This is a genomic window from Bacillus sp. AFS037270 (assembly GCF_002585305.1).
In genome coordinates, this window is sequence record NZ_NUNF01000028.1 from 50,274 (window position 1) to 76,483 (window position 26,210).

Annotated in this window: 29 protein-coding genes; 24 read left to right on the plus strand and 5 right to left on the minus strand. The window is 42.9% G+C overall.

All coding sequences use genetic code 11. The annotated features are described in order from the left end of the window. From COD92_RS14095 to nuoN, 9 genes are all read left to right on the plus strand, one after another. The coding region (locus COD92_RS14095; RefSeq protein ID WP_255295276.1) for an NADH-quinone oxidoreductase subunit C at positions 1-1,030 on the plus strand (1,030 nt) is incomplete at its 5' end. Between the two features lie 3 nt (positions 1,031-1,033). Then, the gene (locus COD92_RS14100) at positions 1,034-2,134 is read left to right on the plus strand and encodes an NADH-quinone oxidoreductase subunit D (protein ID WP_098527790.1); all 1,101 of its coding nucleotides are present in this window, start codon (positions 1,034-1,036) and stop codon (positions 2,132-2,134) included. Further along, positions 2,134-3,138, plus strand: a complete 1,005-nt coding sequence (gene nuoH, locus COD92_RS14105; protein ID WP_098527791.1) for an NADH-quinone oxidoreductase subunit NuoH — start codon at positions 2,134-2,136, stop codon at positions 3,136-3,138. The genes COD92_RS14100 and nuoH overlap by 1 nt, the downstream gene beginning before the upstream one ends. A gap of 106 nt (positions 3,139-3,244) precedes the next feature. Continuing rightward, positions 3,245-3,664 (plus strand): NADH-quinone oxidoreductase subunit NuoI, encoded by a 420-nt coding sequence (nuoI, locus tag COD92_RS14110; protein ID WP_098527792.1) that lies wholly within the window; start codon positions 3,245-3,247, stop codon positions 3,662-3,664. Continuing rightward, entirely contained in the window at positions 3,661-4,182 is a 522-nt protein-coding gene (locus tag COD92_RS14115; RefSeq protein ID WP_098527793.1) for an NADH-quinone oxidoreductase subunit J, read from the plus strand. Before nuoI ends, COD92_RS14115 begins: the two co-directional genes overlap by 4 nt. After that, positions 4,179-4,493 (plus strand): NADH-quinone oxidoreductase subunit NuoK, encoded by a 315-nt coding sequence (gene nuoK, locus COD92_RS14120; RefSeq protein WP_098527794.1) that lies wholly within the window; start codon positions 4,179-4,181, stop codon positions 4,491-4,493. Before COD92_RS14115 ends, nuoK begins: the two co-directional genes overlap by 4 nt. Positions 4,494-4,634: 141 nt before the next feature. Next, the gene (gene nuoL / locus COD92_RS14125; RefSeq protein ID WP_098527860.1) at positions 4,635-6,506 is read left to right on the plus strand and encodes an NADH-quinone oxidoreductase subunit L; all 1,872 of its coding nucleotides are present in this window, start codon (positions 4,635-4,637) and stop codon (positions 6,504-6,506) included. Then, complete coding sequence (locus COD92_RS14130; protein WP_098527795.1) at positions 6,503-8,011, plus strand: NADH-quinone oxidoreductase subunit M; 1,509 nt, start codon at positions 6,503-6,505, stop codon at positions 8,009-8,011. Before nuoL ends, COD92_RS14130 begins: the two co-directional genes overlap by 4 nt. Positions 8,012-8,017: 6 nt before the next feature. Beyond that, complete coding sequence (gene nuoN / locus COD92_RS14135; RefSeq protein ID WP_098527796.1) at positions 8,018-9,505, plus strand: NADH-quinone oxidoreductase subunit NuoN; 1,488 nt, start codon at positions 8,018-8,020, stop codon at positions 9,503-9,505. A 203-nt stretch (positions 9,506-9,708) separates the two neighbouring features. Here nuoN and COD92_RS14140 read toward each other — a convergent pair whose 3' ends face one another. Beyond that, on the minus strand, positions 9,709-9,879 hold the full coding sequence (locus tag COD92_RS14140; RefSeq protein ID WP_098527797.1) for a CsbD family protein: 171 nt from the start codon (positions 9,877-9,879) through the stop codon (positions 9,709-9,711). A gap of 44 nt (positions 9,880-9,923) precedes the next feature. Next, positions 9,924-10,160, minus strand: a complete 237-nt coding sequence (locus COD92_RS14145) for a hypothetical protein (RefSeq protein ID WP_098527798.1) — start codon at positions 10,158-10,160, stop codon at positions 9,924-9,926. A 138-nt stretch (positions 10,161-10,298) separates the two neighbouring features. Between COD92_RS14145 and COD92_RS14150 the strand changes: the two genes are divergently transcribed. The 9 genes from COD92_RS14150 to COD92_RS14190 all read left to right on the plus strand — a co-directional run bounded on the left by COD92_RS14150 (position 10,299) and on the right by COD92_RS14190 (position 19,702). Next, positions 10,299-11,807, plus strand: a complete 1,509-nt coding sequence (locus tag COD92_RS14150) for a mechanosensitive ion channel (RefSeq protein WP_098996421.1) — start codon at positions 10,299-10,301, stop codon at positions 11,805-11,807. Positions 11,808-12,032: 225 nt separating this feature from the next. Then, entirely contained in the window at positions 12,033-13,340 is a 1,308-nt protein-coding gene (locus COD92_RS14155; RefSeq protein ID WP_098527800.1) for a hemolysin family protein, read from the plus strand. 156 nt (positions 13,341-13,496) lie between these two features. Then, the gene (locus tag COD92_RS14160; RefSeq protein ID WP_098527801.1) at positions 13,497-14,297 is read left to right on the plus strand and encodes an SDR family oxidoreductase; all 801 of its coding nucleotides are present in this window, start codon (positions 13,497-13,499) and stop codon (positions 14,295-14,297) included. 138 nt (positions 14,298-14,435) lie between these two features. Then, positions 14,436-16,361 (plus strand): BglG family transcription antiterminator, encoded by a 1,926-nt coding sequence (locus COD92_RS14165; RefSeq protein WP_098527802.1) that lies wholly within the window; start codon positions 14,436-14,438, stop codon positions 16,359-16,361. Between the two features lie 24 nt (positions 16,362-16,385). Further along, a complete protein-coding gene (locus tag COD92_RS14170; protein WP_176541054.1) occupies positions 16,386-16,835 on the plus strand; it encodes a transcriptional regulator GutM in 450 nt (149 codons plus the stop codon). A gap of 16 nt (positions 16,836-16,851) precedes the next feature. Continuing rightward, a complete protein-coding gene (gene srlA / locus COD92_RS14175; protein WP_098527803.1) occupies positions 16,852-17,403 on the plus strand; it encodes a PTS glucitol/sorbitol transporter subunit IIC in 552 nt (183 codons plus the stop codon). A gap of 19 nt (positions 17,404-17,422) precedes the next feature. Beyond that, the gene (gene srlE, locus COD92_RS14180) at positions 17,423-18,436 is read left to right on the plus strand and encodes a PTS glucitol/sorbitol transporter subunit IIB (protein WP_098527804.1); all 1,014 of its coding nucleotides are present in this window, start codon (positions 17,423-17,425) and stop codon (positions 18,434-18,436) included. A 129-nt stretch (positions 18,437-18,565) separates the two neighbouring features. Continuing rightward, entirely contained in the window at positions 18,566-18,931 is a 366-nt protein-coding gene (locus COD92_RS14185; protein ID WP_098527805.1) for a PTS glucitol/sorbitol transporter subunit IIA, read from the plus strand. Positions 18,932-19,024: 93 nt separating this feature from the next. Further along, a complete protein-coding gene (locus COD92_RS14190) occupies positions 19,025-19,702 on the plus strand; it encodes a transaldolase family protein (protein ID WP_098527806.1) in 678 nt (225 codons plus the stop codon). Between the two features lie 50 nt (positions 19,703-19,752). On the opposite strand, the gene COD92_RS14195 is transcribed toward COD92_RS14190, so the two are convergent. Together COD92_RS14195 and COD92_RS14200 are read right to left on the minus strand one after the other, a co-directional pair. Continuing rightward, the gene (locus COD92_RS14195; RefSeq protein WP_098527807.1) at positions 19,753-20,475 is read right to left on the minus strand and encodes a TrkA C-terminal domain-containing protein; all 723 of its coding nucleotides are present in this window, start codon (positions 20,473-20,475) and stop codon (positions 19,753-19,755) included. 147 nt (positions 20,476-20,622) lie between these two features. Then, on the minus strand, positions 20,623-20,889 hold the full coding sequence (locus COD92_RS14200; protein WP_255286531.1) for a hypothetical protein: 267 nt from the start codon (positions 20,887-20,889) through the stop codon (positions 20,623-20,625). Between the two features lie 121 nt (positions 20,890-21,010). Between COD92_RS14200 and COD92_RS14205 the strand changes: the two genes are divergently transcribed. Both COD92_RS14205 and COD92_RS14210 read left to right on the plus strand, forming a co-directional pair. Then, on the plus strand, positions 21,011-21,946 hold the full coding sequence (locus COD92_RS14205; protein WP_098527808.1) for a magnesium transporter CorA family protein: 936 nt from the start codon (positions 21,011-21,013) through the stop codon (positions 21,944-21,946). A 187-nt stretch (positions 21,947-22,133) separates the two neighbouring features. Continuing rightward, a complete protein-coding gene (locus COD92_RS14210; protein ID WP_098527809.1) occupies positions 22,134-22,616 on the plus strand; it encodes a hypothetical protein in 483 nt (160 codons plus the stop codon). A 115-nt stretch (positions 22,617-22,731) separates the two neighbouring features. Here COD92_RS14210 and COD92_RS31965 read toward each other — a convergent pair whose 3' ends face one another. Then, complete coding sequence (locus COD92_RS31965; RefSeq protein ID WP_176541055.1) at positions 22,732-22,902, minus strand: hypothetical protein; 171 nt, start codon at positions 22,900-22,902, stop codon at positions 22,732-22,734. Between the two features lie 200 nt (positions 22,903-23,102). Between COD92_RS31965 and COD92_RS14215 the strand changes: the two genes are divergently transcribed. The 4 genes from COD92_RS14215 (at position 23,103) to COD92_RS14230 (ending at position 25,881) form a co-directional block, all read left to right on the plus strand. Further along, a complete protein-coding gene (locus COD92_RS14215) occupies positions 23,103-23,417 on the plus strand; it encodes an anti-sigma factor antagonist (RefSeq protein ID WP_098527810.1) in 315 nt (104 codons plus the stop codon). Positions 23,418-23,431: 14 nt separating this feature from the next. Continuing rightward, positions 23,432-23,914, plus strand: coding sequence for an anti-sigma B factor RsbW (rsbW, locus tag COD92_RS14220; protein WP_098527811.1), 483 nt, complete (start codon positions 23,432-23,434; stop codon positions 23,912-23,914). After that, positions 23,880-24,662, plus strand: a complete 783-nt coding sequence (gene sigB / locus COD92_RS14225; RefSeq protein ID WP_098527812.1) for an RNA polymerase sigma factor SigB — start codon at positions 23,880-23,882, stop codon at positions 24,660-24,662. The genes rsbW and sigB overlap by 35 nt, the downstream gene beginning before the upstream one ends. A gap of 73 nt (positions 24,663-24,735) precedes the next feature. Further along, on the plus strand, positions 24,736-25,881 hold the full coding sequence (locus COD92_RS14230; RefSeq protein ID WP_098527813.1) for a PP2C family protein-serine/threonine phosphatase: 1,146 nt from the start codon (positions 24,736-24,738) through the stop codon (positions 25,879-25,881). Positions 25,882-26,210: the final 329 nt, after the last annotated feature.

Here is a 26,210-nt window from a genome sequence, read left to right on the forward strand (position 1 = left end):
GGAAACACCAACGCAGGCCGCTGAAACTACTTCAGCAAATGATACTGACGATCTCGCGAAGAAAAAGGCGGCCGCAGTGGCAAAAGCGAAAGCAGCGGCAGCAGCGAAAAAGAAAGCGATGGAACTTGCGGGCGGTACGGCACCAGCTGAAGAAACCTCATCCGAGCAAGGCGATGATAACGACGACCTGGCGAAGAAAAAGGCGGCCGCAGTGGCAAAGGCGAAAGCGGCAGCTGCAGCGAAACGCAAGGCAATGGAATTAGCAGGCGGTAACGCCACTGAAGCGGATGCTCCAGCAGGGGACGATGCGAAGGCAAAGGCAGCCGCAGCGGCGAAAGCCAAAGCAGCGGCGGCAGCAAAAGCAAAGGCCGCGGCAGCTGCAAAGGCCAAAGCAAGTGGAACCGATGCAGTTGCAGGCGGCGATGACGAAAAGGCAAAAGCCATCGCAGCCGCAAAAGCGAAGGCGAAAGCAGCGGCGGCAGCCAAAGCCAAAGCCGCAGCGGGCGGGAAGACAGGTGCCGCAGCTGAACCGGCAGCCGAAGTGAAGCCATCTGTCAATCAGCCATACTTAGATAAGTATGTAAAAGTGATTGCAGAACACTTAGGTTCGGATGTTTTAGAAGATTCTTATATTAATAAACTATCCAAAGATGTTCCGACACTTGTGGCGAAGCATGGTACATATTTCAAAGTAGCTCAATTTTTAAAATATAATGAGCTGCTCGGTTTTGATTATCTGTCAGAGCTGCATGGAACAGATTTTGAAACACATATGGAAGTCTATGTTCACTTATATTCATACAAAAACCGGCAATCGGTGGCATTGAAAGTGAAGATTGACCGAGATGAACCAACAATCGAATCCTTGCAGCCACTATGGGCCGGCGCGGACTGGCCTGAATGTGAAGCATACGATTTACTAGGAATTAAATTTAAAGGACACCCCGATTTACATCGGATCCTGCTTGGAGAAGATTGGGTTGGCCATCCACTGCGTAAAGATTATGAACAGTATGATGTGGAGGTGTAGCGGGTGATCAGAACAGAAGAAATGTTACTAAACGTCGGTCCCCAGCATCCAAGTACGCACGGAGTTTTCCGCTTGGTTGTTAAAATTGATGGGGAAATCATAACCGAAGCAAAACCTGTCATCGGTTATTTACACCGTGGGACGGAAAAATTAGCCGAGAATCTGCAATATACACAGATTATCCCTTATACAGACCGGATGGACTACCTATCGGCAATGACCAATAATTACGTCATCTGTCATGCGGTTGAAACGATGATGGGAATTCAGATTCCTGACCGCGCCGAATACCTGCGCGTACTTGCGATGGAGCTAGGGCGGGTTGCAAGTCACCTTGTGGCCTGGGGAACTTATGTCCTTGACCTTGGTGCGACGAGTCCATTTATTTACGCCTTCCGGGATCGTGAAATGATTATTAATATGCTAAACGAGTTATCAGGTGCCCGCCTGACCTTCAACTATATGCGTGTCGGCGGTGTGAAGTGGGATGCTCCTGAGGGCTGGATTGAAACTGTAAGGGATTTTGTTCCGTATATGCATGAGCAGTTGAAGGGTTACCACGACCTTGTTTCCGGAAATGAAATCTTCTTGGACAGGGTAAAAGGTGTTGGTAAATATACGAAGGAAGAAGCGCTTCAATACTCGCTCAGCGGACCAAATCTACGCAGTACAGGTGTGAAGTGGGATCTTCGTAAAGATGAGCCATATTCGATTTATGATCGCTTTGACTTTGATGTACCGACCTCTGAGGACGGTGATTGTCTAGCTCGTTACCACTTACGGCTTGCTGAGATCACTGAATCGTTAAAAATCATTGAGCAGGCTGTCGAGCAATTCCCTGCTGAAGGTGACATTATGGCTAAAGTTCCAAAAATCATTAAAGTGCCAAAAGGTGAGGGGTTTGTCCGAATTGAATCACCGCGCGGCGAGATTGGCTGCTATATTTACAGTGACGGGAAGAAAGAACCGTACCGCTTAAAGTTTAGAAGACCATCATTCTATAATCTACAAATTCTGCCGAAATTACTTGTAGGTGAAAATATTGCAAACTTGATTGCCATTTTAGGGGCAGTGGATATTGTCCTTGGGGAGGTCGACGGCTAATGATTCAAGATTTGCTCCAATCAAGTCCTGGGTTAGTTAACTTTGGAATATTCTTTTTACTTGGTGTTGTCTTGCTTTTAGTCGTTTTAGGTTTCGTAACTTACGGAATCTTAGCCGAACGGAAAGTAATGGGATATATGCAATTGCGGCACGGCCCAAATCAACTTGGCGGCCGCTGGGGTTTATTGCAGACTGTCGCGGACGTATTAAAGCTATTATTAAAAGAAGATGTTATTCCGAAAGCAGCAGACCGGCCATTATTTATTTTGGCACCGATCATTGCATTTGCGCCGTCATTCATGGTGCTGGCAACTTTACCATTTACCGATAAGTTTCAGTTTGCGGATATTGGTGTCGGCTTACTTTATTACATTGCTATTTCAGGCTTAACTGTTTTTGGGATGCTGCTGGGCGGCTGGGCATCAAATAATAAGTATGCACTCTTAGGCGGGATGCGTGCGGCGGCACAGATGATTTCCTATGAAATCCCGCTGGTCATGTCCGTGTTAGGGGTTATCCTGTTAGCAGGAAGTTTAAATTTAAATGATATCGTCATGCAGCAGAAGCATGGTTGGTTTATCCTATTGCAGCCAATTGGCTTTATCGTGTTCTTTATCGCTTCAATTGCGGAATTAAACAGGACACCGTTTGACTTGCCAGAGTCGGAGAACGAACTTGTTGCCGGTTATTTCGTTGAATATGCTGGATTTCGCTGGGCGTTTTTTATGCTTTCAGAGTATGTATATGTATTTGGAATGTCGACGCTGATTACGGTCGTCTTCCTAGGAGGCTGGCTGGCGCCATTTGCGTTCCTTAGCTTTATTCCTGGAGCAGTATGGTTTGCACTTAAATTCTGTTTAATAGTCTTTATCTATTTCTGGATTCGGAGTACGCTGCCGCGTTTCCGCGTCGACAGATTGATGGAATTCGGCTGGAAAGTCCTATTGCCAATCGCCTTAGGAAACATCTTCCTAACCGCTCTCATCAAATCATTATTCTTTTAATTACATTTGGTGCCTGACACCAAAACTCACATCAACACTGGGATAGCGGTGGAAATGGTGCCTGACACCAATAACAATATTTAAACTGTCTAAAGGGGTGAAAAACGTGCTTGGAGTATTTAAAGGCTTGAAATATACCCTTAAACAATTATCGCGCGAGAAGGTTACGTACGATTATCCGAATGAGCCGCTTCCGCTGCCGGACCGCTTTCGCGGCATCCAAAAGTTTTATCCGGAAAAGTGTATTGTCTGCAATCAATGCATGAATATTTGCCCGACAGAATGTATTAATTTAACGGGTAAGAAGCATCCGGACCCAACGAAAAAGGGGAAGATCATCGACACATACGATATTAACTTCGAAATCTGTATCTTATGTGACCTGTGCACAGAGGTTTGCCCGACGGAAGCAATCGTCATGACGAATAACTTCGAGCTCGCCGCATACAGCCGCGACATGTTATTTAAAAATCTGGAATGGCTGGATGAAAACGACGAAAACGTACGGCAGGTGAATAAACCATGACATTCTCAGGCGAATTCCTCGCATTTATGGGACTCGCACTCGTTGCCATTATCGGCGGCGTGCTGCTGTTAAACTTGAATAAGGTAATCCATATGGTTGTCGCTCTTATTTTCACATTCGTGGCGATCGCGGGGATTTATGTACTGCTTTCTGCAGAGTTTATTGCGGCAGTGCAAATCTTAATCTATTCAGGGGCCATCACGATCATTATGCTTTTCGGCATTATGTTAACGAGGCATAACGATGAGAGCGAACCCAAAACAGGAAGATTACGAAAGTTCCTCTTGTTCCTTGGAGTAGTCGGCTTTGCCTTTGCGGTTTACATTGGCATCTACAATTTCAATATTGAGCAGGTTCCGACTAAGCTCCATGAAAATAACACATTACAAATTGGGCAGGCGCTCTACTCAAAGTATATTATTCCATTTGAGTTAACTTCTGTGTTACTATTGGTTGCACTCGTCGGCTCGATTATCTTAGCAAAAAATGATAAGAAGAAGGAGGCGGATAAGGAATGAGCTCAATTCCCGCTTCAGCCTTCCTGGCACTGGCACTAATCCTATTTTGCATTGGCTTATACGGTGCTTTGACAAAGAAAAATACCGTTATCATCTTGATTTCAATTGAACTAATGCTGAATGCCGTTAACATAAATCTGGTCACTTTCAGCAAATATGGCATGACACCGTCGATTACAGGTCAAATCTTCGCCTTGTTTGCCATCAGTGTGGCAGCAGCGGAGGCAGCAGTAGGTCTGGCGATTCTTATTGCCCTTTATCGCAACAAGAAAACCGTCGACATCGACGAAATGGATACAATGAAACACTAACAGGACTCAGGCAAACCTCGGGCAGTAACAAGCAGCGCCTGAGGTTATTCGACCAAACTTCGGGCAGTGACAAGCACACCCGTCCATCGGTCGGATCGACAAAATTCGGATGGTCTAAAAGCACCATCCAAGGGGTTGATAATATTGGAAAATGCATGGCTTATCCCGCTTTTCCCGCTATTATCGTTTTTGATCCTTCTTCTATTCGGTAAGCGGCTGAAGGAGGCGAGCGCATATGTGGGGATTCTCTTCACGCTCGCATCGCTGATATATTCCATTTTGGTCTTATTCGAGCGCTTTTCAGAGCCAACCTACGGGACAAATTTTGAATGGCTCACGATAGGGGATCTGCATCTTACAGCGGGCTTCGAAGTCAATCAATTAAATGCATTAATGCTGGTAATCGTGTCGCTCGTTAGTTTCTTGGTACATACGTACTCCAAAGGGTACATGCATGGCGACGAGCGGTTCCATGTATTCTATGCTTATTTGGGATTATTTACCTTTGCGATGCTGGGGCTGGTTATTTCACCAAACCTGCTGCAAACTTATATTTTCTGGGAACTAGTTGGTGTGGGTTCCTTCTTATTGATCGGTTTTTATTTTTACAAGGAAGAAGCGAAAGCGGCCGCCAAAAAGGCGTTCATCATGACCCGTATCGGCGATGTCGGCCTATTTATCGGGATGATCCTTCTTTTCTGGGAAACCAAAAGCTTCGAATATAGCGTCATTTTCCATTCAGTCGAAACCGGCGCTATCCCAACATCGATGATTACCCTGATAGCGATTCTGATTTTTATCGGGGCAGTCGGAAAATCCGGTCAGTTCCCTCTTCATACCTGGCTTCCAGATGCGATGGAAGGTCCGACACCTGTCTCGGCCTTAATCCACGCTGCTACAATGGTTGCCGCTGGTGTTTATTTAGTCGCGGCACTATTTCCGCTGTTCTCAGCCAGCAAAACAGCGCTGCTCACAATTGCAGTCATTGGCGCGTTTACCGCCATTTTTGCGGCAAGCATTGGTTTAGTGCAAACCGATATCAAACGTGTTCTTGCCTACTCAACTGTCTCACAGCTTGGCTACATGATGTTAGCCCTCGGCTCAGCCGGCTATGTGGCAGGTGTATTCCACTTAATGACACACGCCTTCTTTAAGGCCTTGCTATTCTTAGCAGCCGGTTCGGTCATTCATGCGGTTCACACGCAAAACATTGAGGAAATGGGCGGACTTTGGAAAAAATTAAAGCTAACTGGGCCGTTATTCTTAATTGGAACACTCGCGATCAGCGGGGTACCATTACTATCCGGCTTCTTTTCAAAAGACGAAATTCTCGCGGCTGCATGGGAAGGCGGGCATCCAATCCTATTCTTGCTGGCACTCATTGCGGCCTTCATGACAGCATTTTATATGTTCCGCTTGTTCTTCCTGGTTTTTACCGGGGAAGCGCGCGGCAACCAACAGCATGTTCACGAATCGCCATCCAATATGACCTTGCCGATGGTAATCCTTGGCGTACTCGCAGTCATTGCTGGTTACGTGAACACACCATGGTTCGGCACATTCCTTGGCGACTGGCTTGTTGACGGCAATGCAGCGCTTGCCCACCATGGACATACTGAAGGTCCTGCCTGGATCATGATCGCCGCAACGCTTGTATCATTAGCGGGAATTTATCTTGCCTACTTGATGTACTATAAGCGTTCACTTGCCCGTAACTGGTTAAGCGGCACAGGGGACACCTTGCACGGTATCTTATTTAATAAGTATTTTGTTGACGAGTTCTATCAATATACCGTTGTCGCAGCTTCTAAAGCACTCAGCTACTTCTTGCGGTTCATTGATGTCTTCCTCGTGGAGGGACTTGTCAAAGGCGTAGTCGGGATTGTCCAAGGACTCGGCCGTGCAGGCTCCAAATTACAATCTGGACAGGTACAGACTTATGGGGCGGTTGCCTTTATCGGTCTCGCACTGCTCGCCGTCATTTTTGCATTAACAGGGGGGTACTTACGATGAATTTATCAGCTGTTCTTTCAATCCTAGTATTCTCCCCAATACTCGGTATCATCGTCTTGGCCATGATGCCAAAATCAGTTGAAAAACCAATCAAGATCGTTGGCTTTCTAGCCACCTTGCCGGCACTATTCTTGGCGCTTGCTTGTTATCTTCATTTTCAGTGGGGCAAGAACCTGGCAGACTTCAATGTCGCAAAAGAGTGGATTCATTTCCGCGGTATGAATACCGAAGAGCCCTACTTTGCAGTCAACTATGAGCTTGGCCTAAGCGGCTTTCAGCTTTTACTAGTCGTGTTAACGGCCATAGTGGCAACATTATCAGCGATTGCCGCCGCACGGTTTGTTAAAAAAGAATGGAAAGGCTATTATATGCTGTTCCTTCTTTTAGAAATCGGAATGCTCGGTGTGTTTACCGCTGAAAACCTAATTTTATTTTTCATATTCTTCGAGGTTACGCTCATTCCAACGTTCTTCTTAATTGGAAAATGGGGTTATTTTGAAAAAGAAAAAGCTGCATATAGTTTCTTAATCTACAACGGGTTAGGCTCTGCCGTTCTCCTTATCGTGATTATGATTCTATTTGCGAAAACAGGTACTACCAACATTGAGCTGCTGACACAAATGATGGCAGATCCAAGCGCACCGCTTTCCGGTGACTTGAAAATGGGCCTTTTCATCGGTTTATTGATTGCCTTTGGTGTGAAGTTACCAATTTTTCCATTGCACAGTTGGATGCTAAAGGTGCACGTCCAGGCTCCGCCAGCGGTTGTTATGATTCACTCTGGGATTCTATTAAAAATTGGTGCCTACGGACTGATCCGTTTTGGATTGGGAATTTTTCCAAAACAGTTTGACACCCTTGCGACACTGATTGCCGTCCTTGGCGTGATCAACCTACTATATGGGGCGTTCCTGGCATTCATTCAAACAGACTTTAAAATGGTTTTGGCCTATTCGTCGATTTCTCACATGGGGATCGTGCTCATTGGCCTTGCGGCGATGAATACAGCCGGAGTGCAAGGAGCAATTTTCCAAGTGGTCTCGCACGGACTAATTTCGGCGTTATTGTTCTTCATCGTCGGCGTCCTGTACGAGCGTACTGATACGTCGCTTCTCGAGAACCTGGGCGGAATGGCGAAGGGGATGCCGCTCGCAGCTGGCTTTCTGCTTGCTGGCGGGATGGCCTCACTGGGACTTCCAGGCATGTCCGGGTTCGTCAGTGAATTTATGGCCTTCCTAGGGCTTTTCAAGGAACTTCCGTGGCTTGCCGCCGTGGGAACCATCGGCATTATTATGACCGCAGCGTACGTACTGCGCGCTGTCTTGGGAATCACATACGGTAAACACAATCGCGAATTTACGGGTGTGATTGACCTAAAAGGCGTAGAATTCATACCGGTTGTGGTACTAATGGTTTTAATCATATTAATTGGAGTTTATCCAAGTGTTCTAAGTTCTCCGCTGCAAACAACACTGGAAACCATCATGTTAGGGTTAGGAGGGTGATGAAGGATGGATTTAACGACATTGAAATCATTTAACTGGAGTGTCATGACACCAGAGTTCATCATCCTCGGTGTGGCCGCAGCGCTTACCTTAATCGATTTATTTACACCAAAAAAACAAGACCGCCGCTTCCTTGGCTGGATTGGAATCCTGGGCATATTGGCCGCTATTGTATCGGTTGTATCGCTACTCAATACGGATGCGACATCAATTTTAGACGACAGCTTCACCTTGGATGCTTTTGGCAAGGCCTTTAAATTAATCCTGCTTGTCGGTGCGGGGCTCGTCATGTTCCTTGCTGTCAGTTATGAGGCAAAGGAAGGCATGGAAAACTACCGCGGCGAGTTTTATTACTTATTCTTAACCGCCTTGCTCGGTGCGATGGTGATGACCTCAAGCGGGGATTTAATCACGTTATTTATTGGGTTGGAATTGTTAACTGTTTCGTCTTATATCTTAGCGGGTATCCGCAAGCACAACATACAATCAAATGAGTCGGCGATGAAGTACGTCATCAATGGTGGTATTTCCACCGCCATCACCTTGTTTGGGATGAGCTATGTGTATGGGTTAACAGGATCAACTAACCTGTTCCAAATTGCACAGACACTGTCTGCGGTAACAGATGCGCAGCATGCTTACCTGCTCGGTCTTTCATTTTTAATAATTTTTGTAGGTTTATCCTTTAAATTAGCGGCCGCGCCGTTCCATATGTGGGCACCGGACGTTTATCAAGGTGCGCCGACACCAGTTACGGCTTTCTTGAGTGTAGTTTCTAAATCTGCTGGCTTTGTAATCGTTATTCGTCTGCTGATTGCCGTCTTCTACAATGCGGCTCCAACAGGGGCAAATGGTGAAGGCATCCTCTTTAAAATGCAGGATTATCTTGCAGTGATTGCCGCCGTCACCATGATTGTGGGAAACGTTGTCGCTTTAAGGCAGTCAGATATTAAGCGATTGTTCGCCTATTCCAGTATCGCCCATGCCGGGTATATATTGGTCGCATTAACAACCTTGAGCTCGAACATGCTTTTTTCAATCTGGTTCTACCTGCTTGCCTATATGTTAATGAACCTCGGTGCGTTCGCCGTGATTCAGCTTATTACTGAGCAGTCTGGTTCAACCAAAATTGCCGACTTCGCCGGTCTTTACCGCCGTTCACCAGTTCTTGCTGTTATTATGGGAATTCTCTTAGTTTCCTTAGCGGGTTTCCCGGGTACAGCCGGTTTCATTGGCAAATTAAATATCTTTGTCGGGGCCTTCTATGGCACACCGCACTATGTACTGGCATCGATCATGATTGCGACGACCGTCGTATCGTATTTCTACTATTTCGGCGTCATGACTCAGATGTTTTTCCGTCCGGCTGCGGACGAGCGCAAACTGAACATTCCATTCGGTATTGTGGTTGTCCTGCTAGTCGCAGTCGTTGGGTCGGTTCTATTCGGAGTGGCACCAAACATTGCACTCGACTTCTTGAATAATCTGCAGTAATTTTTTTAAAAAAGAAACTCAAGCTAGAAATTTGAACTTTGGCTTGTCCAGGGAAAAGAGTATTTCCCCGGGAAATAATATAACGATCCGGTCGGATGCTTTGGGGAAGGCAGCCGACTGGTGAACATGGTCAAATAAAAGGGGTAACATAGAAAAGAAGAGGCCGGGGGGCCTCTTCTTTATTTTGCTTCTATAAATAACTATCACTCCGACAATTTTTCTTTTACTTCCCCATATCCTTCCTTCACTTTACCCTTCACTTTATCAAACTTTCCTTCCGCTTCGGTCGAGCGGTCATCGGTCGTTTTACCCCATTGTTCTTTTGCTTCGCCTTTGACTTGATCAAAACGTCCTTTTAATTCATCTTTATTCATGTTGATGTCCTCCTTTTATTTTTAAAAATCTAGTAATGTCTATCTTAGTTGTTAGCATCCTCTTTAATTTCCTTTTCCACATTATTCTTAATATCTTCTAAATTGTTCTTTGCTTCCGTTATGTTCTCTTTAGCAGAATTCTTGTTGCTAGTATCGACTGCGTCCTTCTGCTGCCCATCACTAATGCCATTGTCTTGGTCGACGCCATCACCACACCCGGCCAAACCGCCAAAAGTCAGTAACGCCGCTAAACCACCAGCTAACAATGTTTTGCTCTTCATCGTTTCTCCTCCTTTTGTTATTCGGTTGCAGAGTATATTCCCATGGAAAATGGTTGTGAAACCTATTTTTTCAAATGTTTGAAACGAATTAGACGGGGTATATCATCTAGCAAACAATTATGAAAAGGAGCGATGTTTATGAATGTAAAGGATATGTTAACAGGGTGGTACATATATACAGATCAGATTCCCCGTTTGCTATTAGCCCTTCTGGTCTTATTAATAGGCTGGCTAATCGCAAAAGGAATTGGAAAAGCTGTTACATCATTATTAAAGAAAACAAGTTTTGATGATAAGCTGTTTTCTAACCTTGGTAATAGTAAGAAGTATTCATCTGAAACCATTATTGGAAAAATCGTTTACTATACGTTATTAGTGGTCGTCTTTATCATCTTTTTCAACATGCTGAACTTAAGCCTAATCGCCCAACCATTGGTTTATATGATGTCAACGATGACAGGGGCTATTCCAAATATAATAAAAGCGGCTCTCATTCTATTATTTGCCTGGGTGGTTGCCAACCTGCTACGCTTGCTTTTCAAAAAAGGAGCAGCAATGCTTCAGTTGGAATCACGGTTGGTTAAATGGAAAATGGCTGAAAATCAGGTCGAAGCCCATTATAGTGTGGAAAGAATCGCACAAGGTGTTTTCTACTTTGTTCTATTGTTATTTTTACCAGGAGTATTAGGGGCATTACAGATTGAGGGGATTTCAGGACCATTCACACATGCACTTACTTCTATGCTAGCGTTTGTTCCAAAATTATTTGCCGCAGCATTGATTGTATTGATCGGCTGGTTGATTGCCAAACTGGTTCGCGATATACTCACAAACTTCCTAAAAAGCCTAGGGGCGGACCATATCGGGCAGCGATACGGCATCATCAAAGATAAGGAAGATACCAATCTATCAAGCATCATCGGGAATATTGTGTTTATCTTTATCTTAATTCCAACTATCATTACTGCATTGGAAAAGCTAGATTTGAAGGGAATCTCTGAACCTGCTATAGCGATGTTAAATCACATTCTAACGTTAATTCCTAATATGGTGGTTGCTATCATTCTGATGTTAGTTGGGATCTGGTTAGGTAAGTGGATTGAAAAAATGGTCGTCCAAATGCTATGGCGTTTACGATTTGACAGCATCTTCCACCAAATAGGGATTGGTTCATTAACACCAGAAAAACCGAAGTTTACTTTATCACAAATTGTTGGTCTGCTTGTTAAAATTGTCATTGTGTTGTTATTCGCAGTCGAAGCCTTACAAATTGTTCATTTAGACTTCTTAGTAACGCTGGCAACAGGAGTAATTGCTCATCTGCCAATGCTGTTAGCTGCTATTTTAATCTTAGGTGTAGGGTTATATGTTGGCCATTTATTGGAGCGTATTTTACAAAATGTCATTAAAAATAACTATTCACGCACCTTGGCCGCCATCGCCAAATATACCATTTTTGCTATCACAGTATTTATGGCATTAGACCAGCTTGGTGTGGCACACTCCATTGTGAATGCAGCCTTCATTCTCGTGTTAGGCGGGTTGGCGCTCGCATTTGGCCTGGCGTTTGGTCTTGGCGGAAAGTCGTTCGCCGCTAAATATTTAGAAAAACTAGATGACAAGCTGGACAAGAATAATCATTTATAGACCATGGCAATCCGGAATCCAGCGGGATTTCGGATTGTTATTTTCTGGGATAAGGAAGTATAAAAATTTTTGACTTTGAGAATTGTCTAGCTCCAGCGCCTAGCCCCTCGGGTCATAAGCCAATCCGTCCAAAAGGTTAAAAAGCAACCTTTCGGCCGGCTCGTCTTATGCTTGTCGGAGCTAACCAAGGCGCTTGCGCTTTTCTTATAAGGAGGTGCTCCATCTTTGCTGTGGTTAAACGTATTGATCATCGTCTTGTTGATAGTCTTAACTGGTTTCTTCGTGGCGATTGAATTCGCGATTGTCAAGGTGAGAACATCACGGATTGAACAATTGATGGCAGAAGGGGAAAGCCGTGCGGCCGCCGCACAGAGGGTCGTCACTCACCTCGATGAGTACTTATCAGCTTGCCAGCTCGGCATCACAGTGACAGCGCTAGGATTAGGGTGGCTCGGCGAACCGACGGTGGAGAAGCTGTTTCATCCTGTTCTGGCAGCTTTTAATTTAAACGAGACTGTTACCCATTTCTTATCCTTTATCCTGGCATTTGTTGTCGTTACCTTTATTCATGTTGTCGCCGGGGAACTCGCGCCGAAAACCTTCGCCATTCAAAAAGCAGAGCAGATTACCTTATGGTTCGCCAAACCAATAATTTTATTTTATAAGCTCATGTTTCCGTTTATCTGGCTATTAAATCATTCCGCCCGTCTGCTGGTCGGTATGTTTGGTCTAAAGCCAGCCTCTGAACATGAAATGGCCCATTCGGAAGAAGAACTGCGAATCCTCTTGTCGGAAAGCTATAAAAGCGGGGAGATTAATCGGAATGAATGGCGATACGTGAACAATATTTTTGAATTTGATGAGCGGTTGGCTAAAGAAATCATGGTACCTCGCACAGAAATGTGCTGCATATCGCTAGGCGATACAATCGAAGAGATTGCTCAAAAGCTTCGAAGTGAAAAATTTACCCGTTATCCGGTTGTCGACAGGGATAAGGATCATGTTCTGGGTATGCTGAACGTGAAGATGTTATTAACTCAGCGGTTTATGAACAAAAGCTCTTATCAAGATTGGAAACTCGAATCCCATATTCAGCCGGTGATTACCGCGATTGAGACGATCCCAATTCATAATTTATTGCTGCTGATGCAAAAGGAAAGGACCCACATGGCGATTTTACTCGATGAATATGGCGGTACATCCGGATTGGTAACTGTCGAGGATATCATTGAAGAGATCGTCGGTGAGGTAAGAGATGAATTTGATGGAGATGAAGTTCCAGCGATTCGGACCGTCATACCGCGAACCCAATATATTATTGATGCTAAAGTTGCTATTCAGAGAGTGAACGAGTTACTCGGAATCGATTTAAGTGCGGAGGGCATCGAGACGCTCGGCGGCTGGTTTTTAACAGAAAGGTCAACGCGGATAGACGATGATGCGGTAGTAGTGGCAGAGGGATTTGAATTTAGGGTCAGCGAAGCGGAGGGATATCATATTAAATATCTAGAAGTAAAAAAAGCCTCTGATTAGAGGCTTTTTGTCATTGCCTAGATGAATACTTTTAATAGTTCAACCGTTTTCACTTTTCTGTGAAAAAGTATGTATTAATTCGATTGAAGAAAATTTTTATACTTGATACATAAATTGAAAACGTTTTATAGATTGAAAGACTAGGAGGAATATAGATTGAATACATCTTGGCTTGAATTAGAAGGTAAAGTAGCAATTGTAACAGGCGGTGCATCTGGCATCGGATTAAGTATTACCGATGAACTAAGAAAAAATGGAGCAAAAGTGGTTGTCTCTGACCTAAATGTGGAAGAAGGTCCACAGGCCGATGGAACTTATTTTATAAAATGTGATGTGACCAGAAAAGAAAGCGTTGACCTAATGGTGTCAAAGACAGTGGAATTATTTGGATCTGTAGATATTCTCGTAAATAATGCAGGAATCAACCTCCCTAGACTATTAGTAGATGTAAAAGGGGAAAGGCCAGAATATGAGTTATGTGAAAAGGATTTCGACTTTATGGTAGCGGTAAATCAAAAGGGCCCTTTCCTTTGTTCACAGGCTGCAGCAAAGGAAATGGTCAAACAAAACAAAGGAGTTATCGTAAATATTGCTTCAGAGGCAGGTCAAGAAGGTTCTGCTGGTCAAAGTTGTTATTCCGCAACAAAAGGAGCTCTCATTTCCTTCACCCGTGCGTGGGCAAAAGAATTAGGTAAATATAATATCCGTGTGGCAGCAGTGGCCCCTGGAATCATGGAAACAACGGGGTTGAGGACAGATGCCTATAATGAAGCATTAGCTTATACACGTGGTGTTACAGTCGACGGGTTAGCAACCGATTATAGCAAGTCCATTCCTTTGGCTAGGGAAGGGAAATTATATGAAGTAGGCGAACTGGTTTCTTACCTTGCTTCAGACCGCTCAAGTTATATTACCGGTACTACAATCAATATCTCGGGTGGTAAATCCCGCGGCTAATATAAGGCAAGATGAAGTGACGAACTTTTTCTTGAATGCCAATATTGGAAAGTAACACCCTAACCGTATAAACTGTCCAAACAATTGTTTTTCGGATATAATTTTGGCATTGGTTTTTAGAAGGAGGTGGTGAAGAAAATGTCTGATTTAATGATGGATGAACGAGTTGTTCAAATAATGGAGATTGTAAGGAAGAAAACTTACTGCTCTTTGGAGTATCTCGCAGAAGCATTGGGGGTAAGCACTAGAACCGTTCGAAATTATAGTAAACAGTTAAACAGCGACTTGGAAGGCATTGCATCATTAGTAAACGAAAAGGGAAAAGGCTATCATCTAATCATTGAGAATGAGCAGTTATTTGAGAACTTGTTGGAAAAAATCCATTCAGAGAAAAATCAGCAGGATTCACCACAAAGCCGGATTGCTTTTATTATTGACCAACTAGTAAACAGTGACGAAATTAATACTCTCGATGAAATGGCTTATCGTATGAACATTGGCAGGACAACACTCATAAATGAGTTGAAGAAAGCCGCGGTAGCATTAGAAGCCTATCATCTCTCGATTCTTGGTAAACAAAACAGCGGCATGTTTTTAAGTGGGGATGAACTTAACCTGCGTTTCTTTATCCTGGATAACCTCTATGATTATTTATATAGCGGGTATCCTCTGGATGAAGATATAAAAGATGAGGTTATTCGGATTGCGAATCAGTTTGATTTGGAATCAACCACGCAAAATCGGCTTATCCGTTTTGTCATCATTATGCTGGACCGTTTGTTAAAGGACCATCCACTTCCAGAGATAAATGAGAAACATCATAAACTAATTGATACAAAAGACTATCGGCTTGCGTTAGAAATAGCTGCCGCAATCGAAAGGCATTTACCTATAAAGATTCCGCAACCGGAAATTTTGTTCATTACGTTACCGATTGCAGGACGAAGAACACCGACGAACAATCGGACAATGGCCGATGTAACCGTTACGGAAGATGTGAAAAATCTTTTGGAGAAGATCATGGAAGCAGTGGGTTTTGAGAATGGGATATTTCTTGAAAATAAAGACTTCTTTGAAGACCTGCAATACCATTTAACTTTTATGTTAAATCGTTTGATGTTTGGTATGAGGATTACCAACCCGCTCCTTATTGACGTAAAGGAGAAATACCCGGTTGCTTACAAAATGGCAGAAATGGCTGGAAAAGTGATTGAGAGAGAGTATGGTCTAAAGGTTTCAGAGGATGAACTTGGCTACATTGCCTTTTATTTTGGAGTATTTATCGCTCAAAATGAAGTGAAGGTGAAGCGCTTGCGGCAGGTTGCCGTTATTTGTGGAACCGGCCGGGGAACAGCTAAATTGGTTGCCATTCAACTTCAGCGAGTTTTGAATCAGAACACGCAGATTGACTTGTTTTCGGAATCAGAGGTAACAAAAGAGCAGTTAGCCGATTATGATATGGTTTTTTCAACCGTCCAGCTTACATTTGAAACGGATGCTCCATTAATATCAATCAATGAAATTTTTGATGAAAAAAGTATTTCACAGCAAATTGAAAGAGTGACCTATTTACAGAAATTTAAGTTAAAAGATACAGGAAACAATCATTCCATCGTCAAGATGTTAACCAATGAAGATAAATTTTTTGTTTTAGACAGCCAGAAGGGTTACCGAGAAAATGTAAAGTTGATGATTGAAGATTTAGTTATGAAAGGCTATCTCGATGAGGGGTTTAAAGAACGGCTTAAGGTTCGGGCAGAAAAAGGATCGATGGTATTTGATCGGTACATAGCCTTGCCCCATACCGTAAACCATAATTCTAATAAAATTGAGCTTGCATTGGGTGTATTTCCTGAGATGGTAATGGCCGATGGAAAAGAAATCAAATTGATCTTCTTGTTAGGAATACCCGAACAGACTGATTATGATGCTAGTCTCTTAGTGAAAATTTACGATGAAATAATACGGATTGCGGGTAATCAACAGCTTGTCAACCAATTATCCGAGACTACCAGCTATGAAGAATTATCACAATTTCTCGAAAAAGCAAGCAGGACCTCCTGAATTATTTTGTAAGGACGTGAAACAATGCAAATTTTTATCATCATGATTTTTATGGCGGGTGCATTTATTTTTCAAATGGCATTAGGGTATCTGCAAATAAAGCATTTTTCGAAAGCGTATGCAGAGCTGAGAAGAATCGGAAAAGTAGCCATTGGCAAGAAGCCTGGAAAGATTCGCTCCGGAACCATTGTCATGTTTGCTGTTACGAATAGCGGTAAAATCCTGAAAGCAAAGAAGATTCAGGGGGTTACGGTCATGGCGAAAGTGAAAGATATGCCAGGCTTTGAGGACAAAAATATTAATACACTAGAAGAAAAAAATCTGACACAATGCAATAAACTGCTAAAATTGGCTATTTTAGACGCGGTCCATAATTATAAGGTGATTATGAGCGGGGGCGAAATTCCTGAAAAGAATAGTCTCTTTAAAAGAATGATGCTGCAAGCAGAACGTGTGGCTGCTGTAAAAAAATAAGAAAAGGTGATTGTTAATGGATTATATCGTTGTATTTGCCGAAGGCTTTATGAAATTATTCCAAACAGGTGCAGACACGTTTATCTCATGGATGAAAGGAATCGTACCAGTTGTTTTATTATTAATGGTGGCGATGAATACGTTGATTCAGTTGATTGGAGAAAAACGGATTAACAAGCTTGCGATGGCTTCAAGCAAGAACCCACTATTAAGATATTTAGTGCTCCCATTTATTGGGTCGTTCATGTTAGGGAATCCAATGGCGTTATCACTAGGACGCTTTTTACCAGAAAAATATAAACCAAGCTATTATGCTTCTGGTTCTTATTTCTGTCATACAAGCAATGGATTATTCCCACATATCAATCCAGGTGAATTATTTATTTTCCTCGGGATCGCCGCTGGGATTGAAAAGCTCGGATTTAGTACTGCAGAATTGGCTGTCCGATACTTGCTAGTCGGATTAGTGATGAACTTCTTTGCGGGCTGGATTACCGACTTTACAACAAAATTGGTTGAAAAACAACAAGGTATTAAATTGAAAACAGAAGTGAAGTTACATCACTAGGATGTAGGGAGGGTTCAAGATGACTGAGTATCGTTCAATTAAAATTGTAAAAGGAAGCGGTGGGTTTGGAGGTCCGTTGACGATTACTCCAACTGCGGCTAAAAATAAAATCGTATATATAACAGGCGGAGGCGCTAAGCCAGCTATTGTAGATAAGATTGTGGAACTAACGGGCACTGAGGCGGTAAATGGCTTCCAAACATCGGTTCCGGATGATCAGATTGCACTGGCGATCATTGATTGCGGGGGTACCTTACGCTGTGGAATCTATCCGCAAAAAGGTATTCCAACTGTTAATATTATGCCAACAGGTAAAAGTGGTCCATTAGCTAAATTTATTACGGAAGATATTTATGTTTCTGCAGTTGATGTTGATCAGATCCAACTAGTTGATGGGGCTGAAGTACAAGTAGCTGCTGCAGCAGAAAAATTACCTGATCCAGAAAGAGAATATAAATATAGTACTAATCAAAAGATCTCCCAAACGTTGGCAGCTAAAAAGAATAAAAGCATCATAACTAAATTTGGACTTGGTGCTGGTAAGGTTATTAATACTTTTTATCAAGCAGGTCGTGATGCAGTCCAAACCATGATCAATACGATTATTCCGTTTATGGCCTTTGTATCCTTACTAATTGGAATCATCCAAGGCTCTGGAATTGGTAATTTATTTGCGAAGATGATGTCACCGCTCGCAGGTAATATCTGGGGACTAGTTTTAATAGGCTTTATCTGTTCTTTACCATTTCTATCCCCATTACTTGGCCCAGGTGCTGTTATCGGCCAGGTTATTGGTACACTGATTGGAGTTGAAATTGGGAAGGGTAATATCTCACCAAACCTAGCGCTGCCAGCATTATTTGCAATCAATACCCAAAGTGCATGTGATTTCATTCCTGTCGGTTTAGGGCTTGCTGAGGCTGAGTCTGAAACAGTTGAAGTGGGAGTACCTTCTGTTCTCTACTCGCGGTTCTTAATAGGGGTGCCAAGGGTCCTTGTCGCTTGGCTGGCTAGCTTTGGATTATACGAGTAAGACATGGAAATTGTGTCGATTATTCCTAGGGATTAGTTACGGAAGAAAATAGCTTTTTATTTATACTAACTTAGAAAAATGTATTGGAGGTATGGGGCACGGCAACGCAGTTGTCAATGCCATGAGAATATGAAAACAATTTATGAGAATCAAGTAAGAAGTATCGGTGCAATGGCGAATTCGTTTTTAGAGGAAAAAATGCTAATCTTATTTGGCGATGCAGCTCCGCAGGATTTAAAAGATTTTTGCTATAATATCGAAGTTGTGAATGTTGACGAGGATATTCAAGCTGGGCAAACCCTTTATATCAATAATGAAAAGTTTAAAATTACCTCAGTAGGAGATGTAGTTCAACGAAACCTTACTACATTGGGACATATTACATTAAGGTTTGACGGATCAGCCACACCGGAATTACCGGGGACTCTATATTTAGAAGATAAAGAGGTTCCATCTATAGAGGTGGGTTCTGAACTAAAGATTGTAAGTGAATAGCCTAGAGGCTAACAGTCTATAAATAAACCAATTATTAGTCCGAGGCTTAATCTGCTATAGATTAAGCCTTTGGCTTTATGGAGGTATATGTAAATGAAATTGTATATTGATTCGGCTGATCTAAAACAAATTGCCTATCTACAAGAGTACTATCCGATTTCTGGTGTTACAACGAATCCATCCATTATAGTGAAAGAAAATCGCCCTTATTTAGATCTCTTAAAGGATATTCGAGAAGTTATTGGGGAGGACAAGGAACTATTTGTTCAGGTAGTTGGGGAAAAAGCGGAAGAGATGGTTGAAGAAGCAAAGTTTATTAGCCGTCAACTTTCAGGAGCGGTCGTTGTAAAGGTCCCGGTGACGGAAGAAGGCATTAAAGCCATTAAACGATTGACAGCAGAAAACATTCCAACATTGGCCACGACCATTTATACCCCTTTTCAAGCTCTGATTGCAGCGATGGCAGGAGCAAAATATGTGGCTCCTTATGTGAACCGGATCGATAATTTAACAGGCAGTGGTGTCAAAGTTGTCTCGGAAATCGCGGCCCTATTTGCTGCCTATCAATTACCAACTCAAATCCTAGCGGCCAGCTTTAAAAATGTTCAGCAAGTCCATGATGTTTGCCTTTCAGGCGCGGAAGGTGTCACGGTGGGGACGGACCTTATCAAGAAATTTATCGACTTCCCTGCTACCACTCAAGATGTAGACGCATTTAAACAAGAGTGGCAAAACATGTACGGTGTGGAAAATGTTTTATTAAACTCTTAAAATACAGAACCTAGGGAATTATGAAAAAGAACCGCCTTTAGCTTCCATAATCATAGTATATTATCTGTTGGAAGTGCGCGGTTCTTTTGGTTTTCTTTCATAATGGATATATCCTCGTGAAGGACCTTTAAGACAACCTCTTTTACACCATATACCAAAAGCTGATCACCCTCGTGAAGCTTCGTGTCATACAAATGTTTACGGATTTTGACATCACCGCGCTGAATAAACAAGACGACCAGCTCCAACTCTTCATGCTCTTTGACCGCTTCATTAATTGTGTGATTGACCAGAGTAGAGTCCTCATAAATATGAAGATTGAGCAGGACATCTTCATTATTTTTCAAAAAAACATCCCGCACCGGTAAATCCGCCAGTTCAATGTTCTGCTTCATTTCGCGATTAAAAACATTAGCAAGCCGCCGCCGGACTCTTTCCGTTTTTAACACCACAAAAGCTGTGATTACAGCTCCCGCAGCGATAAAGATTTCCTTTGCGCGCAAACCCTCTGATAGAAATTGGCTAATCGATGAAATAATCACGGCAAGGGAAAAGGCGCCGAACAAAATAAGAAAGGTGGCCAGCTTACGGCGAATCGGATGACCCAAAATCAGCTCAGATTCCCAAGTTGTGAAGCCGGTCCCTGTCATCATCGAAATCACCTGAAACCGCGAAACCTCTACCTTCAGCCCGGTTAACCGGAATAAAATCACAAATATTTCAATCACAGCAATAATAATCACCATGTAGATGAACAAAAAAAGTAGATTCATTGCTATCACCTCATAAGAAAAGCGCAAGGCGCCCGCCTATCGGCGACAAGCACAAGACGNNGCTGGACAATTCTCGAAGTCAAAAACTTTTATACTTTCTTATCTTATAAAAATAGTTGGGGCATTAAAAGCCCCAACCTACTGCTGTTATTGCATTTTCTCATTATAAAACTGAACCGAGTACATCGCACCTTCATCGACCATTTTGTTATCTTCTATATCATGTGGATGCGGATGACCGCCTTTTTGAATCGGAAGCTGTTCGCTTTTTTGATAGACCGTTGGCAGAATCTTGCGTTTCCAATCTTTTAATAACGTTCCTGCCTTAATCCGATTGGGCTTATTACTCAGCCACACTGCGGAAGCGCCAACCCCAACAGCTAATAGTGAGCTCATACTTAAGACACGTTTCATTTAAATTACCTCCTTAAGATTTGAACAACCTACCCTAGTTTATTTAATACCCGACTTCCTTTAAGATGAAACGTTTAAATTTGCAGATAAGCGGGGATAAGGTCTAAGAGGAGGGATTCTTTTGGAAAAATATATTGGCAGCAACCAGTGGAAGTGGGTAGAGTGGAACAGCGATAAGATGAAGCTCACCCAGTCATCCACCAACGAAGAGGACCCTGTTATGACCGCTTGGCTGAATCAGGTTGGAAAAGATAAAACCAATTGTTTGCGGGTAACCAGCTTAGAGAACGGCGAAAAGGTTATCAACGGCTCCCTCATTTATAAACAGAGCTATACAGATGAAAAGGATTATAAAATTTTTCATTTCTTTTTAACATGTGATCAATTGATCACGGCTGACCTGGAAATCATCTCTATTCATCCGGACATGTTGAATCGCCAATTAGCGCGGACAAATAATGCAGTTGAAGGCTTTTTACTTTTTCTCGGAGAACTGATGAATGAAATGCTAGTGGAGATTGATCAGTTTGAGGAGACACTCAAGACACTGATATGGAGTGTTCGAAAAAGAAATGAAATTGGAATCCTTGAACTTGTCTATAAACGCCGGCATCAATTGTTGATTTGCAAAAACCTGTTAATTCCGATCAACGAGGTAAAAATGGCAATAGATGAAGTCAATTTCCCCGATATTAAGGACGGAGATTTTTTCTCGTGTACATGCAAACGGATTGAGCGGGCGATGGTGCTGCTTAATGAGTATGAACATGAAATTGACTCACTCATCAATTTAGAAGAGGTCATCTCCTCCCATCGCGGAAATGAAATTATGAAAACCTTAACGGTGTTGACGACCATTTTTACCCCGATTATGGCTTTTGGGGCATTATGGGGCATGAACTTTAAAAATATGCCTGAGCTCGAATGGCGGTATGGCTATATTTTCTCGATTGCTTTAATCATCATTTCAACCGCCCTCTTATATTATTTTATAAAAAATAAAGGCTGGACAGGCGACCTGTTGAAGGGGAAAAAGAAAGGATCGTTTTTTAAATAAGGGGTTTGAGCATAAAGGTTAAGTGGTACAACATTAACATGGCTAGCAAAAAGCTAACCAGGATGAAGAGTCTAGCTTAGAAAAGAAAGAGGGTGGTTGAAATATGTGGTTGCTTGTTCGGTAAAACCTGTTGAATGACTAGGGATGAAAAACAGCAGTCTTGGGATATAAAAAGGAGGAACTAAACATGGCGAAGAATTATGCAGAACCTCAGAATATGGAAGAAGCAGGTATGAAAACCGAGGACGCTCTTTATAAAAACGAGCAGACAACAAGGAACAACGAGTGTGATATAAAGCAAAAGTATGGGCATAGAGACGATGAGCTTCCGTTAATGGATAGGCAGAGTTCTCAACAAGGAAACCAACAACGGCAGGAACAGTTTAGGCAAAATGGACAATCGGGCGAGACTCAAACTTGGCAAAATGATGGCCGGTATCAGAACGGACAAGAGGGTAATGGGCAAGGGTCCCAAAGTGGACAGCGGGACCGCGGGGAACCGGGTCAGCAGCTCTCCGGTTATAACATTGCCAAGAGTGATGGCCGAGATCTTCAACAAGAAGGCAATGAAGAACTACGAAAAAAGAATGGAGATTCCCATCCTGAAAAGCAGGTGGATGAATTTTATCAGCGATATGGTCAAGAAGACCCGATTGATAAACAAATCTAATCAATGGAATCGATATTTAACATAAATAGGGGGCTTGCACTCGGGCATGGGTGCAGGCCCCTTTTGACATGATGATAAGGCGAAAAAAATAGCGGCCGTACTGAATGGCCGCTTTTTATTGAAGTGGATCGGGAGTTTTGTTATCTTCTTTCTCAAGCTCGGAGCCTGTTTTGGCTTTCTTCATTTCCTTGCCAAGTTTTTTAACATCATCAAAATCCTGTGTCATCGAGCCGTTTTTATTGCCCTCGACCTTCAATTTTGTCTTTAGTTTATTCATTTCATCCATTGCACTCTCTCCTTTATATATAAGTAGCTTTTATATACCCATTTAATAGAGTTTGAAACATTTGCTATAATAAAAAGGGGAACAGGTCGGAGCATGAGAACCGTCCCCTTGCTCCCACCAAAAAATTTTTTTAAAAAATAGGTTTAGAGTTTTTAAAACTTGGTTATATACACTATAAATATCTCAGAGGTGATGATGGAGTGAATCTAAGTATAGATGTACATCAGAAAAACGAGGAAGTATCCGTGATGCTGGCAGGCGAGATTGATGCTTTTACAGCACCAAACCTTAGAGAGGAATTATTACCGCTCGCCGAAGGGGAAAATACAACCATGACTATCAATCTCAAGGACGTTTCTTATTTAGACAGTACCGGTCTTGGTGTGTTTGTCGGCTTATTTAAAAAATTGAAGGAAAATGGCGGTGAATTAAGGCTGATTGAGTTATCCGATCGACTGAAAAGGCTCTTTGAGATAACAGGCCTGGGGAATATAATGAATATTTCTGCAAATTAAGAGGGTGGGGGACGATGAAACAAGTGATGGATTATATTGAAATGAAAATTCCTGCAAAACCAGAATATGTTGGTGTGATTCGATTGACATTATCCGGAATTACCAGCCGCATGGGTTATACATACGAGGAAATTGAGGATATTAAAATTGCTGTAAGTGAAGCCTGTACCAATGCGGTTCAACACGCGTACGGAGACGAGGAAGGCGGAGAAGTGACCTTAGGCTTCGGCATCTATGAGGACAAGCTAGAAATCATGGTGGCCGACAGCGGGGTGAGCTTTAATTTTATCAAGACCAGAAACGAGCTGGGCCCTTATACGGAGTCAAGTACGGTGGAACAACTTTCAGAGGGAGGGTTAGGTCTGTTTCTGATTGAAACACTCATGGACGAAGTCCGTGTTTTGAATCATTCAGGTGTAGCGGTCTTCATGGCGAAGTATCTAAGTGGGGAGCGTGAGAATAATGGGACAGCAGCCACAACCCATGAGGCGAACTAAGGAAGAAATCGACGCCCTGATATTGGAATTTCAACAAAATGAAAACCCCCTAGCCCAAACGATTTTAGTAGAACATTATACGGCCTTAGTCGGGAGCCTTGCGAGGAAATATTCAAAGGGACGAGATTTTCATGAAGATATCATGCAAGTCGGAATGATTGGCTTATTGGCCGCGATCCGAAGGTATGACCAAGGTGCCGGAAGGGCGTTTGAATCTTTTTTAATCCCAACTGTAATCGGAGAAATAAAGCGGTTTTTACGTGATAAAACATGGAGCGTCCATGTGCCGAGACGCGTCAAAGAAGTTTGGCCCAAGCTAAAAACAGTAGTGGACGAGCTGACCAATCAATACCAGCGGTCTCCTAAGATCCATGAAATTGCCGAATACATGGAACTATCTGAAGAGGAAGTTTTGGAGGCAATGGAAATGGGGAAAAGCTATCAAGCCGCATCCGTCGACTTGCCGATAGAAACGGGTTCGGAGGGGAATGTGGTAACGGCCTTGGATATACTCGGTTCTCCTGATGATGGTTTTGAAAGAGTAGACCGGAAATTGCTGCTAGAAAGCGCCCTGCATGTTTTATCAGACCGGGAAAAAGAAATTATCCATTGCACATTTGTGGAAAATAAAAGTCAAAAAGAAACTGGAGAGCAATTGGGAATCTCGCAAATGCATGTTTCCCGCCTGCAGAAAAAGGCCATTGAAAAGCTGCGCAAGGAACTTGCAACAATGCCCATCGAGGGATAAACATTGTTTGATAGTATTAAAGGTGCCTGACACCCATTCTGGGTCAGGCACCTTTTTCAAAAGGGGAATGTTTATGAACATTGTTATTGTGGATGATAATATAACTAATTTGATGATTATTGAGAAAATCCTGCAGAAAGCAGGCTATGATCAATTAGTTTTGTTATCTTCTGCCCGGGAATTATATGATTATCTGCAGTTAGATGCGTCTAGTTCTGTGGAAATCCCAGTGGATTTAATCTTAATGGACCTGATGATGCCTGAGATTGATGGTCTAGAAGCCTGCCGGACGATTCTTGCCAATGAGCGGTACGAAGACTTGCCGATTATTATTGTCACCGCCATGGGGGATTCTTATAAGATGGCGGAGGCCATGGATGCCGGTGCACTTGATTATGTGATGAAACCGATTAATAAGGTTGAGCTGCTGGCACGGATTCGGTCTGTTCTGCGGTTAAAGTATGAAAAGGACTTACGTAAGGAACGGGATAGGCGGATTCAGCATGAGTTAGACCTGGCCAAACAGGTCCAGCTCAGCATGCTGAGTGATCCGATTGTACAGGGGGATGTAACGATTTCAGCTGTCTACAAGCCTTCCTTTGAACTTGCTGGTGATCTGTATGCCTGGTATCAAATTAGCCCGGGGCGTTATGGGGTGATTTTGCTTGATATGATGGGACATGGGATTTCGTCTTCGCTTGTTTGTATGTACATTTATTCGACGTTAAAGGATGCAATTACAGGTTTAGGCGACCCTGAGGCAGTGATGATAGAACTCAATCGCAGGATGAATCAGCTCCATATGCCTGATAGACTAGAAAACTACTATTTTACGGCGATTTATTTTGTGCTAGATACAGCTGAGCAGACGATTGAATACGTGAATGCCGGCCATCCGGCTGGGATTGCGATTGTAGATGATGAAGTTAAGTTGATGGCGAATGGCTGCTGTCCACTTGGCTTTTTTGAGGATATTGATGTGACCAAGGGAGTGATTCCTTATAAAAAGGGAGCACGAATTTTGCTGTTTACAGATGGTCTGTCGGAGGGGCTTGAGGAGGAATATGAGGATGCCATCTCAAAACTTGTCAGCAGTTTGCAAGAGCAGGGGATGGATGATCCAAAGGAGTTATTTGAACGGCTGCAGCTGAGTTCGGAGATGCTGCAGGATGCGAAGGATGATATGTGTTTGGTGATGGTCTCGACAAACGGGTTGTGAGCGGGAAAAAAGAATTTGAACAGGATGATAGTGCCCGTGAGCGTGGAAAAAAGATTAGGACGGGCATTATGAGAGATTGATAATGCCCGTGAGCAGGAGAAAATGATTCGTATGGGCATTATGAGAGGATGATAGTGCCCGTGAGCGTGGGAAAAAGATTAGGACGGGCATTATGAGAGATTGATAATGCCCGTGAGCAGGAGAAAATGTTCCGTATGGGCATTATGAGAGGATGATAGTGCCCGTGAGCGGGAAAAAATAATCAGAGCGGGCACTATGGGAGATTCATAGTGCCCTTTAAAAATAGCTATCTAGTTTGGGTCCAACAA

What these genes read in the sequence shown, in the direction of transcription:
- nuoH (WP_098527791.1), top strand. Translation starts at nt 2,134, where the DNA reads ATGATTCAAGATTTGCTCCAATCAAGTCCTGGGTTAGTTAACTTTGGA.
- COD92_RS14115 (WP_098527793.1), top strand. Translation starts at nt 3,661, where the DNA reads ATGACATTCTCAGGCGAATTCCTCGCATTTATGGGACTCGCACTCGTT.
- nuoK (WP_098527794.1), top strand. Translation starts at nt 4,179, where the DNA reads ATGAGCTCAATTCCCGCTTCAGCCTTCCTGGCACTGGCACTAATCCTA.
- COD92_RS14130 (WP_098527795.1), top strand. Translation starts at nt 6,503, where the DNA reads ATGAATTTATCAGCTGTTCTTTCAATCCTAGTATTCTCCCCAATACTC.
- nuoN (WP_098527796.1), top strand. Translation starts at nt 8,018, where the DNA reads ATGGATTTAACGACATTGAAATCATTTAACTGGAGTGTCATGACACCA.
- COD92_RS14140 (WP_098527797.1), bottom strand. Translation starts at nt 9,879, where the DNA reads ATGAATAAAGATGAATTAAAAGGACGTTTTGATCAAGTCAAAGGCGAA.
- COD92_RS14145 (WP_098527798.1), bottom strand. Translation starts at nt 10,160, where the DNA reads ATGAAGAGCAAAACATTGTTAGCTGGTGGTTTAGCGGCGTTACTGACT.
- COD92_RS14150 (WP_098996421.1), top strand. Translation starts at nt 10,299, where the DNA reads ATGAATGTAAAGGATATGTTAACAGGGTGGTACATATATACAGATCAG.
- COD92_RS14165 (WP_098527802.1), top strand. Translation starts at nt 14,436, where the DNA reads ATGTCTGATTTAATGATGGATGAACGAGTTGTTCAAATAATGGAGATT.
- COD92_RS14170 (WP_176541054.1), top strand. Translation starts at nt 16,386, where the DNA reads ATGCAAATTTTTATCATCATGATTTTTATGGCGGGTGCATTTATTTTT.
- srlA (WP_098527803.1), top strand. Translation starts at nt 16,852, where the DNA reads ATGGATTATATCGTTGTATTTGCCGAAGGCTTTATGAAATTATTCCAA.
- srlE (WP_098527804.1), top strand. Translation starts at nt 17,423, where the DNA reads ATGACTGAGTATCGTTCAATTAAAATTGTAAAAGGAAGCGGTGGGTTT.
- COD92_RS14185 (WP_098527805.1), top strand. Translation starts at nt 18,566, where the DNA reads ATGAAAACAATTTATGAGAATCAAGTAAGAAGTATCGGTGCAATGGCG.
- COD92_RS14190 (WP_098527806.1), top strand. Translation starts at nt 19,025, where the DNA reads ATGAAATTGTATATTGATTCGGCTGATCTAAAACAAATTGCCTATCTA.
- COD92_RS14195 (WP_098527807.1), bottom strand. Translation starts at nt 20,475, where the DNA reads ATGAATCTACTTTTTTTGTTCATCTACATGGTGATTATTATTGCTGTG.
- COD92_RS14200 (WP_255286531.1), bottom strand. Translation starts at nt 20,889, where the DNA reads ATGAAACGTGTCTTAAGTATGAGCTCACTATTAGCTGTTGGGGTTGGC.
- COD92_RS14210 (WP_098527809.1), top strand. Translation starts at nt 22,134, where the DNA reads ATGGCGAAGAATTATGCAGAACCTCAGAATATGGAAGAAGCAGGTATG.
- COD92_RS31965 (WP_176541055.1), bottom strand. Translation starts at nt 22,902, where the DNA reads ATGGATGAAATGAATAAACTAAAGACAAAATTGAAGGTCGAGGGCAAT.
- rsbW (WP_098527811.1), top strand. Translation starts at nt 23,432, where the DNA reads ATGAAACAAGTGATGGATTATATTGAAATGAAAATTCCTGCAAAACCA.
- sigB (WP_098527812.1), top strand. Translation starts at nt 23,880, where the DNA reads ATGGGACAGCAGCCACAACCCATGAGGCGAACTAAGGAAGAAATCGAC.
- COD92_RS14230 (WP_098527813.1), top strand. Translation starts at nt 24,736, where the DNA reads ATGAACATTGTTATTGTGGATGATAATATAACTAATTTGATGATTATT.